The organism is Lysinibacillus sp. FSL P2-0066 (genome assembly GCF_037969495.1).
Lineage (GTDB): Bacteria > Bacillota > Bacilli > Bacillales_A > Planococcaceae > Lysinibacillus > Lysinibacillus boronitolerans.
The window spans coordinates 2,366,515-2,382,749 of sequence record NZ_CP150202.1 but is presented as its reverse complement, the minus strand read 5'-3'; the positions used below and the strand labels follow the sequence as shown (position 1 = coordinate 2,382,749).

General features: G+C 39.7%; 15 protein-coding genes and 2 riboswitches. Of the genes, 7 read left to right on the top strand and 8 right to left on the bottom strand.

What is annotated here, in order from left to right; genetic code table 11:
• Positions 1-33 precede the first annotated feature (33 nt).
• Together MKZ14_RS11800 and panF are read left to right on the top strand one after the other, a co-directional pair.
• Positions 34-297, top strand: a complete 264-nt coding sequence (locus tag MKZ14_RS11800; RefSeq protein ID WP_004227902.1) for a YhdT family protein — start codon at positions 34-36, stop codon at positions 295-297.
• Positions 297-1,742 (top strand): sodium/pantothenate symporter, encoded by a 1,446-nt coding sequence (panF, locus tag MKZ14_RS11795; protein ID WP_339279890.1) that lies wholly within the window; start codon positions 297-299, stop codon positions 1,740-1,742. Before MKZ14_RS11800 ends, panF begins: the two co-directional genes overlap by 1 nt.
• A gap of 40 nt (positions 1,743-1,782) precedes the next feature.
• Here the strand turns inward: panF and MKZ14_RS11790 are convergent, their stop codons facing one another.
• Positions 1,783-2,553, bottom strand: coding sequence for a TSUP family transporter (locus MKZ14_RS11790; protein ID WP_036079292.1), 771 nt, complete (start codon positions 2,551-2,553; stop codon positions 1,783-1,785).
• Between the two features lie 126 nt (positions 2,554-2,679).
• On the opposite strand from MKZ14_RS11790, the gene MKZ14_RS11785 reads away from it, so the two are divergent.
• Both MKZ14_RS11785 and MKZ14_RS11780 read left to right on the top strand, forming a co-directional pair.
• Positions 2,680-3,462, top strand: coding sequence for a TrmB family transcriptional regulator (locus tag MKZ14_RS11785; protein ID WP_036079291.1), 783 nt, complete (start codon positions 2,680-2,682; stop codon positions 3,460-3,462).
• Between the two features lie 23 nt (positions 3,463-3,485).
• Positions 3,486-3,872: a hypothetical protein gene (locus MKZ14_RS11780; protein ID WP_258859648.1), complete on the top strand. Its 387-nt coding sequence runs from the start codon at positions 3,486-3,488 to the stop codon at positions 3,870-3,872.
• A 50-nt stretch (positions 3,873-3,922) separates the two neighbouring features.
• Here the strand turns inward: MKZ14_RS11780 and MKZ14_RS11775 are convergent, their stop codons facing one another.
• Entirely contained in the window at positions 3,923-4,294 is a 372-nt protein-coding gene (locus MKZ14_RS11775) for a nucleotide excision repair endonuclease (protein WP_004227912.1), read from the bottom strand.
• Between the two features lie 203 nt (positions 4,295-4,497).
• Positions 4,498-4,609: riboswitch (SAM riboswitch) on the top strand.
• A 122-nt stretch (positions 4,610-4,731) separates the two neighbouring features.
• Here MKZ14_RS11775 and metA point away from each other — a divergent pair.
• On the top strand, positions 4,732-5,667 hold the full coding sequence (gene metA / locus MKZ14_RS11770) for a homoserine O-succinyltransferase (RefSeq protein WP_004227915.1): 936 nt from the start codon (positions 4,732-4,734) through the stop codon (positions 5,665-5,667).
• A 39-nt stretch (positions 5,668-5,706) separates the two neighbouring features.
• On the opposite strand, the gene MKZ14_RS11765 is transcribed toward metA, so the two are convergent.
• From MKZ14_RS11765 to plsY, 6 genes are all read right to left on the bottom strand, one after another.
• Positions 5,707-6,855, bottom strand: coding sequence for an endospore germination permease (locus tag MKZ14_RS11765; protein WP_339279888.1), 1,149 nt, complete (start codon positions 6,853-6,855; stop codon positions 5,707-5,709).
• 31 nt (positions 6,856-6,886) lie between these two features.
• Positions 6,887-7,120 carry a hypothetical protein gene (locus MKZ14_RS11760; RefSeq protein ID WP_016993907.1) on the bottom strand — a complete coding sequence of 78 codons (234 nt, stop codon included), beginning with the start codon at positions 7,118-7,120 and terminating at the stop codon, positions 6,887-6,889.
• Positions 7,121-7,124: 4 nt separating this feature from the next.
• The gene (locus MKZ14_RS11755; protein WP_339279887.1) at positions 7,125-8,324 is read right to left on the bottom strand and encodes a Ger(x)C family spore germination protein; all 1,200 of its coding nucleotides are present in this window, start codon (positions 8,322-8,324) and stop codon (positions 7,125-7,127) included.
• 25 nt (positions 8,325-8,349) lie between these two features.
• On the bottom strand, positions 8,350-9,888 hold the full coding sequence (locus MKZ14_RS11750; RefSeq protein ID WP_339279886.1) for a spore germination protein: 1,539 nt from the start codon (positions 9,886-9,888) through the stop codon (positions 8,350-8,352).
• 174 nt (positions 9,889-10,062) lie between these two features.
• On the bottom strand, positions 10,063-10,353 hold the full coding sequence (locus MKZ14_RS11745; protein ID WP_016993904.1) for a HesB/YadR/YfhF family protein: 291 nt from the start codon (positions 10,351-10,353) through the stop codon (positions 10,063-10,065).
• A 19-nt stretch (positions 10,354-10,372) separates the two neighbouring features.
• The gene (plsY, locus tag MKZ14_RS11740) at positions 10,373-10,975 is read right to left on the bottom strand and encodes a glycerol-3-phosphate 1-O-acyltransferase PlsY (RefSeq protein WP_016993903.1); all 603 of its coding nucleotides are present in this window, start codon (positions 10,973-10,975) and stop codon (positions 10,373-10,375) included.
• Between the two features lie 564 nt (positions 10,976-11,539).
• On the opposite strand from plsY, the gene parE reads away from it, so the two are divergent.
• Entirely contained in the window at positions 11,540-13,516 is a 1,977-nt protein-coding gene (gene parE / locus MKZ14_RS11735) for a DNA topoisomerase IV subunit B (RefSeq protein WP_339279885.1), read from the top strand.
• Positions 13,513-15,951: a DNA topoisomerase IV subunit A gene (gene parC / locus MKZ14_RS11730; protein ID WP_339279884.1), complete on the top strand. Its 2,439-nt coding sequence runs from the start codon at positions 13,513-13,515 to the stop codon at positions 15,949-15,951. Before parE ends, parC begins: the two co-directional genes overlap by 4 nt.
• A 108-nt stretch (positions 15,952-16,059) precedes the next feature.
• Positions 16,060-16,170: riboswitch (TPP riboswitch) on the top strand.
• The last annotated feature ends 65 nt before the right edge of the window (positions 16,171-16,235 follow it).

Here is a 16,235-nt window from a genome sequence, read left to right as displayed (position 1 = left end):
TCAGTAAAATAGAGTAGGTTAGGGGGATTACATGTGAAAGATCAACGCTTTAAAATAGCGCATCGAGAGGCGCTAATCGGAATTGGACTCGTCCTTGTCAACTTTGCGATTTGGTTTGGCTTTGCCTATGGACTAGGTTCAGGAGATCCAAGAAATTATACGTATGTATTTGGTTTTCCTGCCTGGTTTTTCTATAGCTGTATCGCTGGGACAGGCTTTATGATCCTTCTTATCTGGATTGTGATGAAACTCTTTTTCAAAGAGGTACCATTTGATGATGAGGAGGTGGATCGCTAATGCATTGGCAAGTTGTATTTCCATTGCTATTATTTTTAATTATTATATTTGGAATTGGTATTTGGGCCAATAAGCATGTCCGCTCCTCTAATTCATTCCTACAGGAGTATTTCCTTGGTGGTCGTGAAATGGGTGGTTTTATCCTTGCGATGACGATGATTGCTACATACGGCAGTGCGAGTAGTTTTATCGGAGGACCAGGTGTGGCCTATACAAAAGGACTTGGGTGGGTATTACTGGCTATGGCTCAGCTACCAGCAGGCTATTTTGTGCTCATGATTTTAGGGAAAAAATTCGCCATTATTGCCCGTCGTTACCAGGCCATTACGTTAATCGACTTTTTACGCGAGCGCTACAAAAGCCATGTCATTGTTATTTTATCAGCCATTAGCATCATTGTTTTCTTATTTTCGGCTATGATGGCTCAATGGGTTGGGGGTGCACGCTTAATTGAGTCATTAACTGGCTTAAGCTACACAGCAGCACTGTTTATTTTTGCGATTTCCGTGTTAGTATATGTGATTATTGGTGGTTTCCGTGCGGTTGCGCTAACAGATACGGTCCAAGGTTCAATTATGGTGATTGGTACAATTATTTTATTAATCGGCACCATTGTGGCAGGTGGAGGCATCGACAATATAATGGCCTCACTGGTCGCTGAAAATCCTGACTTTGTGTCACCATTTGGCGCACAAGGAGATTTAACGCCTCTGTATGTCTCGACATTTTGGATTCTTATTGGTGTAGGGGTTGTTGGACTTCCACAAATTGCGGTTCGTGCGATGAGCTATAAGGATTCGAAAAGTATGCATCAAGCGATTCTTATTGGCACGATTGCCATAGGGACAATCATGTTTGGCATGCATTTAATTGGGGTGTTAGCCCGACCTGTCTTACCAGGCATTGAGATTGGGGATAAAGTCATGCCGCTTCTGACCTTGAAGGTATTACCGCCATTTTTAGCAGGAATCGTTTTAGCTGCACCAATGGCTGCCACAATGTCAACGGTTAATGCTTTACTAATGCTTGTCAGCTCTACAGTTGTCAAAGACATCTATTTAAATTATATGAAGCCGAAAGCTAGTGATGCAGAGATTAAGCGTGCAAGCTTTGTTGTAACAACAGTCATTGGCCTAGCGGTTGTCCTCTTTGCACTCCATCCACCTGATTTATTAGTATGGTTGAACTTATTTGCCTTCGGTGGACTAGAGGCTGTCTTTATTTGGACAGTAGTCTTAGGCTTGTATTGGAAAAAAGCGAATAAATACGGAGCGATTGCGTCGATGATTTCAGGTATGTTGTTGTATATTATGATTGATCGGTTTTATCCTTCTGTCTTTGGGATGCATACAGTCACAATACCAATTGTCGCATCCTTCTTCATTTTTGTGATTGTTAGTTTGTCCACTAGTCATAAATTTAAAAACGAAAAGCTTATGATTTAACGCCAAAACGCCACAGATTTCAAATTCTGTGGCGTTTATTTTAATGCATCATAAAATCATAGGCATTTTTCGCAAGTAATGTCATTGTAACGACAATAAATAGCGTACGGACAAAGCCACTTCCTTTTTTGATCGCCATGCGCGAGCCAAGCATAGCCCCACCAATTTGCGCAATGCCCATTACTAAACCATAAACATAATGTATTTGGCCTAAGTAAGCAAACATACAAACGCCAGCCACATTACTCGCCAAATTTAAAAACTTCGCATTACCAGCCGCCTTTAAAAAATCAAAGCCTACCAGTAGGAAGCTAAAGATTAAAAAGGAGCCTGTACCAGGACCAAGAAATCCATCATAAAAACCAATAGCAAATAATAGCAGCATAAATAAAAATAAATGGGTTTTAGAGAGATTTTTTACAGTAGCAACAGCGCCCCAATCCTTTTTAAAGATTGTATAAATCCCAACAGCTGCCAGCATAACAAGCATTAATGGCTTAAGTAATGCTGGATTGATTAGATGCACAGTCCATGCACCACATAAGGATCCGATAAATGCTAGTGGAAAATATTTGAGGACAGAGCGAATGTCCAGCTGACCAGAACGATAGAAGGAAATCGAGGAAGTGAGCGAGCCCATAGCTCCTGCTAGTTTATTAGTGGCAACAGCAGCGGCTGGATTGAGGCCGACAAATAGTAGGGCTGGTAGTGAAATTAACCCGCCCCCTCCCACGACTGAGTCAATAAAAGCCGCCAGAAATCCAAATGAAATTAACAGTATCAAAATATGTACATCGACTTCAAACAACATATTACACCTCTTTGAAATTAGTTACTACTGAAATAGTAACTAATTTTATTTGCGCTGTAAACCCTTATTTTTTCATTGGCAAATCTTCACAAAGGTAGCCTATAATAAAGATAATGGAGGGATTACATGGAGGAATTAATCACCCAGTTGAAAGAAATGGGTTTTACAGAATATGAAGCAAAGGCCTATACGGCACTTGTTCAGCAAAGTCATGTTAGCGCCTATCAGGTTAGTAAAAATTCTGGCATACCTCGTGCAAGAGTGTATGATATTTTAAATAACCTTGTAGAAAAGGGTATTGTGTTAAAAGAAGAGACTGCAGAACAAACAACTTATTCGGCGATGCCTGTGTCTGTATTCTTACAGCAAATGCAACAGCGCTGGGAGTCGAATTTTACGTCAATAAGCGGGAAATTAGAAAAACTAGAGGAAAAAGTGCAGGAAGCTGAGCCTAAAGTGGTCATGCTGAAGGGCAAGGAATCCATTATCAACTATTGTCAGTCACTTCTAAAGAAGGCGAAGAAAAAAGTGATGCTGTCGATGTGGGAAGATATGTATGATGCCTTACGTGGAGATTTGCAAGAGGTGGCGCTGCATGTTCCTGTTCATGGCATTACCTTGTATGTAGGAGAACATCTAGCCTCGATTGACCAGCATAGAGCCACACATTATACAAAAAAAGCGTCTACACCGCATTGGTTTATCTTATCGGTAGATGGTCAAGAAATGATTTATGGTCATTCTCCATCTACGCAAGAGACGGCCTTTATCACCAATGATCCCGTTCATATTTATTTGTTAGAGGATTATATATGGCATGATGTGCTCATCAATCGATTAGTAAAACGTGATGATCAGGAGTTAGAAGACTGGATTGCTAAGGAGCGTAAAGCTTTTTTCTTAGAATAGTCGTATAAGGGAAGGGGAGTAACTTGAAAAAATTCGTGTTGCTAGGTTTAATGAGCTTACTAATGCTAGGAGCCTGTAATGCTACACCACCTACCGATCCACCAACGATTCATGAGCTAACGGTTGTCCCAGACATTGTCCAAAAAAATATTGTAGCTACTGATCGAATTCAATTATTGCATGAAAATGATGCACCATATTATCTCGTTTATTATTCAAAGGGAAATGTATTGGCAGATATTACGGCTGAGGGAAATAGACTTATCATCCAGTTAGAAGAAGGCAGCGAGCAAAGGAAAGAGGCACATCCCTATGTTTTTCAAATCACCGTCAAGAATCCTGAGCTTGATACCATTGATTTGCGAATAAACGGTCACAGTACACCGATTGATCGTATGACCATTATGTGATAAAAGAAACCGAAATCCCTCGATGAGATTTCGGTTTCTTTGCGTGATGTCTAATAAAAGACCTTGTCTACGTTATATTTAGAGCGGAAAGTATTAATCGCATATGTTTCGTAAATTTCACGTTCCATTGGATCTTCCACTTCATAGACTTCAATTTTGAACACTTCATCACGATGGTTTTTCATCGGAGATACATTATCCTCGAAATGTTTTTTAATACGTTGACGAATTTTACGTGCTTTCCCAACAAACAATAGCTCATTCTTGTCATTATAGAATAAGAAAATGCCGCCTTTATCACGTGTAATTTTATGGAAGTCAATAAAACCGAAGTAAGGTGTGATTGGCACATCACCTGGTTTTAAATCTTGTTCACGTTGACGGATTACTAGATCTGGTTTTGGAAATTCAATTTTAATCAAACTATTCACGTTCCTCTCTCTTACTAAAAGTATATGGTAACATAATTACGGCATGTTTACCATAAATTTTAAATGTAGAAACACCACATATAGCAAGCTTAGTGTACATCAAATGAGCAAGGAACATGCACATGAATCACAAAATATTCTATGAATTATTGATATTCTAACTAGTTCGTGTTACAATTCAAGATAATTAAATAATCTTATCAAGAGAAGCTGAGGGATTTGGCCCGATGACGCTTCAGCAACCTCTAACAATTGTTAGAAAGGTGCTAATTCCAGCAAAGGATTTTTTCCTTTGAGAGATAAGAGTGGACGTGAAAAAATCCTTCTCATTCTATCTCGTATGGAATGAGGAGGATTTTTTAATTTCGTTGCATTCTACGCAAGCAAGGTTTGCTAAAAGAGAGTGATTATAGAGAGGGGAAAGCAAGATGCCAATTAATATTCCGAAAAATTTACCAGCTGGAGAACATTTACGTGAGGAAAAAATCTTCGTCATGGAAGAGGATCGTGCAAAAACACAGCAAATCCGTCCATTAAATATATTAATTTTAAATTTAATGCCTGAAAAAGAAAAAACAGAGCTCCAATTACTACGTTTATTAGGAAATACACCATTACAGGTAAATATTACCTTTTTAAATACGGCCACACATGAGTCAAAAAATGTGAGTAAATCCCATTTGCAGCTATTTTACACAACGTTTAACCAGATTCGTCATCGACGCTATGATGGTATGATAATTACTGGTGCGCCAGTAGAGAAAATGGCTTTTGAAGAGGTTAACTATTGGCAGGAAATTTCAGAAATTATGGATTGGTCTAAAAAGAATGTGACATCCGTGCTACATATATGTTGGGGGGCACAGGCTGCATTGTATCACCATTATGGCATTGGGAAGGTCGAGCTTTCTGCTAAATGCTCAGGCGTCTACTCCCATGTGATTACAGATTTAACAGTGGATTTGGTACGAGGCTTTAGTGATTTATTTACTGCGCCGCACTCTCGCTATACATCTGTTTCGATTGACGAGGTTCGCAATCATCCCGATTTACGACTATTATCTTACTCAGAGGATGCAGGGGTATTTATTGTACAATCAAAAGATAATAAAAATATTATGATTACGGGGCATCTAGAGTATGATGCGACAACACTAGCCGATGAATACAGTCGCGATGTGGCGAAGGGCATAGATATCGCCGTTCCTGTAAACTACTTCCCGAATGACGATCCAACACAAGTGCCGATGAATACATGGCGTGCCCATACCCATTTATTATTCTCTAACTGGTTGAACTACTATGTTTACCAAGAAACACCATATGAATGGGATTTTGTAGATGAAATCGAATATCATATTTAATTAATAAAAAGTCTAATTTCTTTTCTAACGTAGAAGAAATTAGACTTTTTGATTGTCATTTTTTGTTTCCTGCTGAGGTGTTTCATTATTTTGAGCCTTGGACTTGCGGTTTCGAATGACTGCTACAATCAGCAAAAGTATAGGTAATAAAATGGTGAAAATAAAGGAAAAGATTGGCCAAATTTCATTATTATAATTAGTGGAATGCACAATATCTGGATGTACTATTTGGGAAAGTCCAATGACAATGATACCCATCGGTAAAATAAGTGGACGATGATCCTTGATTTTCAAAATTTGTGCAAGGCCCACAACGGTCGTATAGAAGTACATAAATGTACGAATATAAATGGAAGATATCCACATAAAAGCCATGATAATTTCAATACGCTGCAAAAAGTTCCCTATAGATATTCTTTGCGCTAAGGCATAGCTAGGAAATGTTCTAGCCGCAGTATTTTCAGGCCCTAGTACAAGAATCGATAGGACAATCAACGTAATTAAGACGACTCCGCCAAGGATGGTCCCGATATATAGCCCTTTCTGCGCAGCTGGTTGTACATTGACGCTAGCAGGATATAGCATCAATAACACAAGTAAAGGAAAGGAAAAGATACTCATAAAGCGTGTAATACTATAAAGCATAGATGTTTTCGTTGCTTCTAGCAGTGGCTGAATATTCTCAAATGTAATTTGAGGGCTAATACTAATGATGAAAAAAATAAATATAAAAATAAACATTGGAAAAAGGATTTCTGCCGAACGGGCAAAGGTCTCAATCCCTAAATAAGCGGCATACATAATAATGATACTGAACAGTAGGGCAAATGCTAATGTCGGTGTCTCTGGCATAACTTCCGTTTTCATGAAAATACCGATAAAATAGAGTAATTCTCCAGCGGAAAGAAAGGTCATAATCAGGAAACAAATCGCTGTGATTTTCCCAAAAAAACGCCCGAGAATTTTTTCATTGGCCTCGATAAAGTTTAGGGACGGTGTTTGATTGGCAAGTGTTAAAAATAATTTTACAAGCAATAAACTAAGCAGAACACCAATGCTTGCCGCAATCCAGGCATCTTGCTTAGCAGCACCAGTAATACTCGAAGGGATAATTAAAATCGCTGTACCGATAGAATAGAGGAAGGTAACGATTGTAAACTGTCTTGAACTAATGATCTCTTTTTCCATCTAGCTACCCTCCGTTTCAAATTCCATTCATCTATTTTGTAAATGAAACAATGTAATCTCTAATAGGTGTAAAGATAAAGGTGATCAAATCTAAAGGGCTCGGTATATGGACTTTCAGGGCAATGCCCATATTTAAAGCAGTTCCAATGAGTAGTAAAATGGTGAATACGACAACGGCTTTTCTATCCTGTTGCTTTTTTAACTTTGGTATAAAAATAAGTGCAACAATGATTGCGATAATCAGGAAAGCTACGGCTAGCACCATTCCATTACTCCTCCTTTGGCTTGCTTAATAATGAATTTTGCAACGTGCCCAAACCTTGTGTTGTTACCTTCACGTGAACGGCCACTGCTAAATCTGGAAAAATGGAAGTCCACTCATCCTTGATTTTTTTCCATTGCTTTGGATTTGCACGATGTAGGGCATCACCAAAACCAAAGACATCGACTTCATATTGCTGTTGGATTTTCTCTAATGTTTTTTCAACGCGTTCATCGATACCTTTGGCTGTTTTTTTATTAACATAATCAATCGATTTATTTTTGGTAAGATCGATATCACATTCGACCTCTCCAACATTCTGCTCTACATTAATATGAACATCAATTTTGGGTTTCCCGTTTTTAAAGGACCCTTTTACTTTTGTAGTGGATTGGGTGATTTCAGTAGATAAGGTCCCTTTATTAGGACAGGCGATGATTTCAATCGTACTTTGAATTTTGTCATTAAGAAAACTAATACTTTTGCTTTCGCTCTCTGTCAATAGCCCCATATATTTATCACCTTTAAAGACTGCTAATCCCGCATATTGTAACAACACAGGTGTTTTAACACGTTGTACATTTGTTTGATCTACCCCTAATTTCTTATCGCCATGAATTTCAATAGCAGAAATTAACGCCCCTTTCTGCTTATTGCTTAGCGTATTGACTAATTCATCAATATTAACAGCTATTGTGGAGCCCCAAGCTTTTTCAGAGACATCGAGAGAATTTAACAATTTATTAGCAGGAACCTTTTCGATGGGTGTAAGTACATTTAACACTTCTTTCGCTGTTGCTTCGTGAGACATGGTAACGTCGAAATCCTTACGAAATTCATGGTCCCTTACAATTAAATCAAGTGCATCACTAATTCCTTCTTCGGCAAGGTCCTCCCCAAGCACAACCACTTGGAGGTGGGCAAAATAGGGTTTTCGAGCAGCAATGGTCGTCATTTTGCGAATGGCCTCAAAGATAGTCTCGCCTCTCGAATGATAGCTAACGACAGGTGAACGTTGAGTGGAAGCTTGTCGCACTGAGACTTCACCAGGATCGACAATTTGAACTGTAATTTCATAGTCCTCATCTATTTTGTCAATGCCTAGTGCTACCACAATGGCTAATTCATTTAATTCTCGCTTACTCCAGCAACCACTTAACAGTAAAGTGAGGATACATAGTAAGCAAATCCAGTTTAATTTTGCCATATTCCATTCCTCATTTATCCTGAAGTTATTTCCTGCCTTTTACATTGACATAGTTATGTCCTCTAACAATATTTTTTTGATTGACTAAACGAGGTCGTGTAAGTAATTTTCTACGCGGGAACAGCACAAAGGCATCCTTCTGATCCTGTAATACCAAAGGTGCAAAGGGACTTAAATATGGTACACCAAATGAACGAATGCTACATAAATGGAGAATAATCAGCATAATGCCAAACATTACACCGAATAAACCAAACATTGCAGCCAAAATCATTAATGGGAAACGTAGCACACGAATCGTATTCGATAAGCCATAGGCAGGGAATAGGAAGCTACAAATCGCCGTTAAGGCCACAATAATTACCATTACAGCGGAGACAACGCCCGCATCAACAGCAGCTTGCCCAATAACTAAAGTTCCTACAATGGACACCGCAGGCCCGATTGTTCTTGGCATCCGTAATCCAGCTTCCCTTAGTACCTCAAAGGCTATCTCCATAATGAGGGCCTCAACAACAGCAGGGAAGGGTACACCTTCTCTTTGCGATGCAATACTAATTAACATGGGTGTTGGAAGCATTTCTTGGTGAAAGGTAGTAATCGCCACATACAAGGATGGTGCTACTAACGCTAGACTGATACCAAAGAAACGCAGGATACGTATAAGCGAGCTAATCATCCAATGCTGATAATAATCTTCTGCTGATTGTAAAAAGGATGTAAATAGCGCTGGTACGACTAAGACAAAAGGTGTGCCGTCAACGAGAATCGCCACTTTGCCATCTAATAATTCACCAGCGATAACATCAGGACGTTCAGAGTTGTAGACGGTTGGAAACATAGAGTTTTTTGAGTCCTGAATAAAATCCTCAATATAGCCGCTTTCCAGTATGCCATCGATATTAATACGATCTAATCGAGCCAATACTTCAGCTACAATTTTGTCACTCGCTATACCGTTTATATACATTACTGCTACGTCCGTTTGCGTCACATCCCCGATAACACGTGACTTTATCCAGAGATTCGGACTTTTTATTTTGCGACGGATAAGCGCAGTATTGGTCCTTATTGTTTCGGTAAAGGATTCCCTCGGTCCGCGAATAACGGATTCAGTCGATGGCTCTGTGACAGCTCGATCCTTGGCACTTCTTGTACTTGTCACAATCCCCTCAGCGAAGCCATCCAATAAAATAACCGTTTCACCATTGAGAATGGCACTGTAGAGTGTTGTGAAATGCTCAATATTCGTCACATCGCCTACCGTTAAATAGGAATTCCGAACATATTGGTTAATTGTCGTTATTTCAATATCTTGTTCTTCTTCAATATTTGCCATCAGTTTATCGATAACAGAATCAGAAATAGTCGTTTTATCCGATAAGCCATCAATGGAAATAATGGCAAGGCTATGTGGTTCAGCTTCTCCAATCCTAATTTCACGTATAATAATATCATTACTATGCCCTAGTGACTGTTGAATGATTTTGATATTTTTAGAAAGGGAAGTATACAATAAATCGTTCTGGGATGGGGAGGTCTCGGCATTGTTATACATGGACATGTGTGTTTTCCTCCTCAAATGGTCGTTCATTACCTATAGAGTGGACAATTTATTGGAGAGATAAACGAAAAGGGCATGAAAAATCTAGCTATTTGTGGCAAAATTACATCCCTTTTGTTTTGGAATAAATAAAAAAACAGTCTGTCCTTTCAATACTTGAAAGGACAGACTGCTTTATGTACGATAGTCGTATTGTAATTCATCTTTACTTGTATCAACATCAACATGTAAATTGTGATCGTTAAAGAACCAAAGATCTTTCTCGTCAATGTAATAGATGACACCATCAATTTCTGTCTGCACACCAATGGCAATGGGTTCCTCACGTGTCATTCCCAGCGAAAAGCCTTCATGAAACGGACTAGAGCCACCATAACGTGCATAAAAACGAATTGTATCACCCGGTTCAACTTCCATTTCCTGTTTGAACCATTGTAGGGCTTCATCTGTCAATGCAATATTCATTTCAAATGCTCCTCTCTTCCTACAGCCATTTTACCTTTGGTTCGGTGCCGTTTTTAATACGTGCAATATTGGCACGGTGACGATAAATAATAAAGGTAAATAAAAAGGCTACCAAGATGCCTAATGCAAAGTCACCTGTAATAAAATAATAAACGATTGCATAGATAAGCGCTACTAAAGCGGCTATCATCGATGTTAAGCTGACGATTTTTGTGATTTTTAATGTCACAATAAAGGTAATAAATAGTAGGACAAAGAGTGGCCAAGAATAGCCTAATAATACACCCGCTGATGTTGCCACAGCTTTCCCACCACGGAAGTTGGCGAAGATCGGGAACATATGACCGATTACGGCGACAAGCCCCAGTAATAAAGAATGGAGTGTAGTATCAGAGAAAACGGGAAGTGTCACGAGTAAGACAGCGGCAGTCCCTTTTAAGACATCCATCACCGTAACAACAATACCTGCCTTTTTCCCTAACGTTCGAAAAGTATTGGTCGCACCAAGATTACCGCTTCCGTGTTCACGAATATCGGTGTTATAAAAAATTTTGCCTATCCATAATCCAGAAGGTATAGAGCCGATTAGATAAGCACATAAAATAATAAGTCCATTGATCATAGCTGGACTCCTTTCATTCATAGTCCATCACTTGGTACTAATAGTTTGTATCAAGTATTTTACACTTTTTCTTGCTAATCTACAATGTTATGAAGGAGATTTCATTCGAAGTCTTGAATTCAATACAAAAGAGAATCTATGAGCGAGGACTAGGCTTTTAGACATAAATTTGTAGGAAGCGATAAAACCTTTTTAAAAATATAGGCAAAATGGCAATTTTGTCAATCGCTCATTCCTTTGGTAGAATAGAAGTCTAACTTTAACCAGTTTAATCGCAAGGCACGAGGTAGTGTGTGCTACTATTTGCAAGCAACACAAATTTATTTTGCAACTATGTAGGCTTCAAGGCGTCAAATGATGTTGGAAGCTAGAAGCAGTCTGCCTTGCTTAAATACCAATTTTAAGCAACTGTTGAAGATGTTTACTATTAATAAATATGATCAAAACTGTGAGCAAATTTTAAAATTTTATTGGACCTGTCGCTAACTATTGACAGGAAATGCTATTATTATTAGGATGAGAACATAAATAGAACATGTGTTTGTTTTTTGGAGGGGAATTTTTTTGACGAATAAACAGTCACCTAGCGTCTATAATGATGACGCTATACAAGTATTAGAAGGATTAGAAGCGGTACGCAAACGACCTGGCATGTATATCGGTTCGACGGATGGCCGTGGACTTCATCACCTTGTGTATGAAATCGTAGATAATGCGGTGGATGAAGCACTGGCTGGCTTTGGATCTCATATTATTGTCACAATTCATAAAGATCAAAGTATGAGTGTACGCGACTTTGGCCGTGGGATGCCAACCGGTATGCATAAAATGGGTAAACCGACACCAGAAATTATTTTTACTGTGCTACACGCTGGCGGTAAATTTGGTCAAGGCGGCTATAAAACAAGTGGTGGTTTACATGGTGTTGGTTCTTCCGTTGTGAATGCGCTCTCAACATTTTTAGAGGTGACAATCCATCGTGATGGCAAAAAGTATCGACAGCGCTTTGAGCATGGTGGACATCCTGTCACAACACTTGAAAATATTGGGCAAACGAAGCAGACAGGAACGCTTGTTCATTTTCTACCAGATGAAACGATCTTCTCTGTCACAAAATTCAATTATGATACGTTAGCGGAACGATTACGTGAATCAGCCTTTTTATTAAAGGGCTTAAAAATTGAATTAATTGATGAGCGCGAGGAAGGCAAGAGCGATGTGTTCTTTTATGAGAATGGCATTGAGGCTTTCGTTGCGTATTTGAATGAGGAAAAGGATGTCCTTCATCCAGTAAAATATGTAGAAGGCGTACAGGATGACATCGAAGTAGAGTTTGCTTTCCAGTATAACGATGGTTATTCGGAAACGATTTTATCATTTGTTAATAATGTTCGTACACGAGATGGTGGTACACATGAAACGGGTGCAAAGGCAGCATTGACGCGTGTCTTTAATGAATATGCAAGAAAAATTGGCTTGTTAAAGGACAAGGATAAAAACCTTGAGGGGACAGATATTCGTGAAGGCTTAGCGGCCATTGTATCTGTTCGTATTCCAGAGCACTTACTACAATTTGAAGGACAAACAAAGGGCAAGCTTGGGACAAGTGAGGCTCGTTCTGCAGTGGATAGTGTAGTGTCTGAGCAAATTTTGTATGTGCTAGAGGAAAATGCAGAATTATCAGCTTCTCTTGTTCGTAAAGCGATTCGAGCGCAGCAAGTGCGTGAAGCAGCTCGTAAAGCGCGTGAGGATGCACGAAATGGCAAGAAAAACAAAAAGGGTAGTACGATTTTATCTGGAAAATTAACACCAGCTCAGTCACGTAATGCGGCAAAAAATGAGCTGTATTTAGTCGAGGGTGATTCTGCGGGTGGCTCTGCTAAACAAGGTCGTGACCGTACATTCCAAGCGATTCTGCCATTGCGCGGGAAGGTAATCAATACAGAGAAAGCCAAGCTACAGGATATTATGAAAAACGAAGAAATTTCAACGATTATCCATGCGATTGGGGCAGGTGTTGGTACGGATTTTGCGGTGGAGGATTCTGCCTACAATAAAGTAGTCATCATGACCGATGCGGATACGGATGGGGCACATATTCAAGTCTTGCTATTAACATTCTTCTATCGTTATATGCGTCCGCTCATTGAGTCTGGGAAGGTCTATATCGCACTACCGCCGCTTTATAAAGTCTCAAGAGGTACAGGGAAAAAAGAAGTCATTGAATATGCTTGGACAGAAAGTGATTTACAAAAGGCCATCAAGAAGGTTGGAAAGGGTTACATATTACAGCGTTATAAAGGTCTTGGTGAGATGAATGCAGACCAACTGTGGGACACAACGATGAACCCTGAAACACGGACATTGATTCGTGTCACAATCGAGGATGGTGCACGAGCGGAGAGACGTGTCACGACGTTAATGGGTGATAAGGTGGAACCACGTCGTAAATGGATCGAAGCCAATGTAGACTTCGGTATGGAGGATGATTCTAACATTTTAGAGAATGAATTCATCCAACAAGAGGAGGACCAAGCATGAGTAGTACAGAAAAGTTTCAAGATTTACCGTTAGAAGAAGTAATGGGTGACCGTTTTGGTCGCTATAGTAAATATATTATTCAAGACCGCGCGTTGCCTGATGCACGTGACGGTCTTAAACCAGTACAGCGCCGTATTTTATATGCGATGTTTACGGAAGGCAACACACATGATAAGCCGTTCCGTAAATCCGCAAAAACAGTGGGTAATGTAATTGGTAACTATCATCCGCACGGCGATAGCTCTGTGTATGAAGCGATGGTACGGATGAGTCAGGACTGGAAGGCACGTCATATGCTCATTGAGATGCACGGGAACAATGGCTCGGTAGATGGCGATCCTCCAGCTGCAATGCGTTATACAGAGGCGAGACTATCAGCTATTGCCGCTGAAATGCTACGAGATATTGGCAAGAAAACGGTTGAATTTGTGCCAAACTTTGATGATCAGGATATGGAGCCAACTGTATTACCAGCACGTTTTCCTAACCTTTTAGTCAATGGCTCTACAGGAATTTCCGCTGGGTATGCGACAGATATTCCACCACATGCCTTGGATGAAGTACTGGATGCTGTGTTAATGCGCTTAGAAAAGCCTAATGCTACTGTAGATGAATTGATGACGGTGATTAAAGGGCCAGATTTCCCAACTGGTGGAATCATTCAAGGTGTAGATGGTATCAAGAAGGCGTATGAAACAGGTCGAGGTAAAATCATTGTTCGTGCACAAGCAGTTGTCGAACCAATTAAGGGTGGTAAAGAGCAAATTGTTATCACTGAGTTACCATATGATGTAAATAAAGCGAATCTTGTGAAAAAAATTGATGAGCAACGTGTAGATAAAAGACTAGAAGGCATTGCGGAAATTCGAGATGAATCAGACCGTACAGGCTTACGTGTCGTGATTGAGCTGAAAAAAGATGTACCTGGGCAAGGAATTTTACAGTACTTGTTTAAAACAACGGATTTACAGGTAGCTTATAATTTTAATATGATTGCAATCCATAATCGTCGTCCAACAATGATGACATTGCCATTATTACTAGATGCGTATATCGCCCATCAAAAAGAAGTGGTAACAAACCGTTCCATTTATGATTTACAAAAGGCAAAGGATCGTTCTCATATTGTAGATGGATTAATTAAAGCTCTTTCCATTTTAGATGAAGTTATTGCGACGATCCGTTCTTCTAATGATAAGAAGGATGCGAAGCTTAATTTACAAGCGAAGTTTGATTTTACAGAGGTACAAGCAGAGGCCATTGTAAGCCTGCAATTATACCGTTTAACGAATACGGATATTACGGAGCTACGTCAGGAACAGGACGAGTTAAATAAGTTAATTGCGAAGCTAGAGGGGATTCTGCAAAGTGAGGCTAAGCTTGTGCGTGTTATTAAACAAGAGTTGCTAGATATTAAGAAACGCTTTACAGAACCACGCCGCTCGAAGATTGAGCAAGAAATTGAAGAAATTAAAATTACATTGGATGTCCTTGTGCCAAGTGAAGAGGTTGTCGTAACAGTAACGAAGGATGGTTATATTAAACGTACATCCACACGTTCTCATGCCGCTTCAAATGGGCAAGATTTTGCCATGAAGGATTCAGATTATTTATTGTATGAAGCAAACTTAAATACACAGCACCATCTATTGCTGTTCACAAATCGAGGCAATTATATTTATCAGCCTGTTCATGAGCTGCCTGATATACGCTGGAAGGATCTCGGCCAGCATATTTCAAGTATTGTGCCAACAGGGGAAGATGAATCCATTATTGCGGTTTATGGCTTCGAAACATTTGAACAGCCAAATACGTATGTCTTCACAGCCACAAAAGATGGCCAAATTAAGCGCTCACCACTCGCAGACTATGCGGTAACACGTTATTCAAAGCCAATTAAAACGATGAACGTCAAGGCTGGTGATGCGATGATCTATGCATCGTTTGTAACAGATGACGTGGAGCTAATGCTCACAACGGATACAGCCTATGCGATTCGTTTCCCGATGGAGGAATTACCAGTTACAGGTGTGAAAACAGGCGGTGTGAAAGGGATCACACTAAAAGATGGAGAAGCCTTAGTTGGAGTCAATGTATTACAGCCTGATGTTACCCAATATGTAGTCATTGTGACACAGCGTGGGGCCGTGAAGAAAATGAATGTCGCTGAAGTTGAAGTAGCAAGTCGTGCAAAACGTGGACTAAAAGTATTAACAGAGTTAAAAGCAAACCCTCACCGAATTGTGGCAGTTGTTCAAGCAACAGACGAGGAGCAGGTTGTGATTGAAACTGAAAAAGGTGTTCAAGAGGTGATTGACGTACAAGCATTATCTCGTGCGGATCGCCATTCCAATGGTTCATTTAAAGTGGATATTGCAACAGATGGAGCAATATCTCATGTTTTAACAGCCAAAAAAGAACAGAAACCAAGCTAAATGTATGCCCAGTCTCTAAGGAGTGCTGGGCTTTAAGCTTATTCAAAAAATAGCACCTTGTCATTTATGTGAAACTATGGGTATAATAATCATCGAAAAGTTCATAGCGAAAGAATGTAGGGGGGCTAGTAATTGCTAGCTGAGATTGTGTCCGATAGACGCTGACCCTTTGAACCTGATTTGGCTCGTACCAGCGTAGGGAACATCTATTCAAAAAAGCAAAGTTTTGAAGATTGATTGCAATACGTCTGGGAGGAATCCTAGGCGTTTTTTTATGTTTTCAA